Annotated in this window: 3 protein-coding genes; all 3 read left to right on the plus strand. The window is 59.1% G+C overall.

What is annotated here, in order from left to right:
• Positions 1-536: solute carrier family 23 protein (locus VU18_RS19310; protein ID WP_047757800.1), on the plus strand; the 536-nt coding region annotated here is incomplete at its 5' end.
• Positions 537-705: 169 nt separating this feature from the next.
• A complete protein-coding gene (locus VU18_RS04915; RefSeq protein ID WP_025039344.1) occupies positions 706-1632 on the plus strand; it encodes an aspartate carbamoyltransferase catalytic subunit in 927 nt (308 codons plus the stop codon).
• On the plus strand, positions 1595-2395 hold an 801-nt coding region (locus VU18_RS19315; protein WP_047757801.1), incomplete at its 3' end, for a dihydroorotase. The genes VU18_RS04915 and VU18_RS19315, both read left to right, overlap by 38 nt.

Genomic DNA, 2395 nt, shown 5'->3' on the forward strand with positions numbered 1-2395 from the left:
AAGTCATCGGCCGCGACCTCATTCAAAAACCGGGGCTGCACCGCTCGATTTTAGGGGACGGAACAGCGACGATGATTTCCGCCTTGCTCGGCGGCCCGCCGAAAACGACGTACGGGGAAAACATCGGCGTGCTCGCGATCACCCGGGTTTACAGCGTCTATGTGCTCGCCGGCGCGGCGGTCATCGCGATCGCCTTTGGCTTCGTCGGCAAAATCACGGCGCTGATCAGCTCGATTCCGACGCCGGTCATGGGCGGCGTGTCGATCTTGCTGTTTGGCATCATCGCCTCGTCCGGATTGCGGATGCTCGTTGACAGCCGCATCGACTTCGGCGCGACGCGCAACTTGGTCATCGCCTCGGTTATCTTGGTGATCGGCATCGGCGGTGCGGTGCTGAAAATCAGCGACAGCTTCCAAATCACCGGCATGGCGCTCTCGGCGATTGTCGGCGTCCTGCTCAACTTAGTGCTGCCGGGGCGTCCGCAAGAAGCGGAAAACTTATTTGAAGCTGAAAACGACAGCGGCCATGTTGCCTAAATCGAATACAAAACACCTTTTAATTAAGTCCCGTGAGGCTTAAAAAGGTGTGAAAACAGGCGCATCCAGGGCCGGAGTGCACCTTCTCCGGTTCTGCCATGCGCTGATCGTCACACCTTGCCCAGCCGGCAAGGTGTTTTTTTGCAAAAAAAGAAAGGGAGAGAGGCCAATGACCCATCTTTTTACATTGAGCGAACTGCCGCTTTCCGACATCACCCGGCTGCTTGATGAAGCGGAAGCGTTCCGCCGCGGCCGCGCTTGGCGCCCGGCCGCGCCGATGTATGTCGCCAATTTGTTTTTCGAACCGAGCACGCGCACGAAATGCAGCTTCGAGATGGCGGAACGGAAGCTTGGGCTTCATGTCATCCCGTTTGACCCGGAACGGTCAAGCGTGCAAAAAGGGGAGACGCTGTACGATACGGTCAAGACGCTTGAAGCGATCGGCGTTGACGCGGTTGTCATCCGCCACCACGAAGATGCGTATTTCGAAGCGCTCCGTCATGCGGTCGGCATCCCGGTCATCAACGCCGGCGACGGCTGCGGGCATCATCCGACCCAGTCGCTCTTGGACTTATTGACGATTCGCCAAGAGTTTGGCGCTTTCACTGGCTTGACGGTGGCGATTATCGGCGACATCCGCCACAGCCGCGTCGCTCGCTCCAATGCGGAAGTGTTGACACGATTGGGCGCGAACGTCCTGTTTTCCGGACCGGAAGAGTGGAAAGACGAAACGAATCCGCACGGGACGTACGTCGAACTCGATGAGGCCATCGCCTGCGCCGATGTCGTGATGCTGCTTCGCATCCAGCACGAGCGGCATGCAGAAACGATGGGCTTGACAAAAGAAGAGTACCATGTGCGGTACGGGTTGACGCTTGAGCGGGCGCGGCGGATGAAACCAGGGGCTGTCATTTTGCATCCAGCGCCGGTCAACCGCGGGGTCGAAATCGCAAGCGAACTGGTCGAAGCGAAGGCATCGCGCATCTTTAAACAAATGGAAAACGGCGTCTACGTACGGATGGCCGTCTTAAAACGGGCAATGGAAGGGAGAATGGAGCATGGACGTATGGCTGAAAAATGGCATGTCGTTCAATGAAGATGGGAAATTGGTGCGGACACATCTCAAAATGGAACACGGAACCATTGCGGCGATCCTGTATGAACAGCCGCTCGAAGCGGATGGGGAGGACGTGATCGACGTCGGCGGTCGTCTCATCGCTCCCGGCTTGATCGACTTGCACGTTCATTTGCGCGAACCAGGCGGCGAGGCGAAAGAAACGATTGAAACGGGCACGCTCGCCGCGGCGAAAGGCGGTTTTACGACGGTTGCCGCCATGCCGAACACAAATCCGGTGCCGGACCGGAAAGAACAGATGGAACGGCTGCAAGCCCGCATCCGCGAAACGGCGCGCGTCAACGTGCTTCCGTACGCGGCGATCACGATCGGGCAAAAAGGGGAAGAGCTGGCTGACTTTGCGGCGCTAAAAGAAGCAGGGGCGTTCGCGTTCACCGATGACGGCGTCGGCGTCCAGTCGGCTGGGATGATGTTTGAAGCGATGAAACAGGCGGCGGCGCTCGATATGCCGATCGTCGCCCATTGCGAGGACGATACATTAAAAAACGGCGGCGCGGTGCATGACGGCGAGTTCGCCCGCCGGCATGGGCTCGCCGGCATTCCATCCGTCTGCGAAGCGGTGCACATCGCCCGCGACGTCCTGCTCGCGGAAGCAGCGGGATGCCATTATCACGTCTGCCATATCAGCACGAAAGAATCGGTGCGCGCCGTCCGCGACGCGAAGCGGGCCGGCATCCGCGTCACGGCCGAAGTGACGCCGCACCATCTGCTCTTGTGCGATGAG

The sequence above is a fragment of the Geobacillus sp. ZGt-1 genome, assembly GCF_001026865.1.
In the GTDB taxonomy this organism is placed as follows: domain Bacteria; phylum Bacillota; class Bacilli; order Bacillales; family Anoxybacillaceae; genus Geobacillus; species Geobacillus thermoleovorans.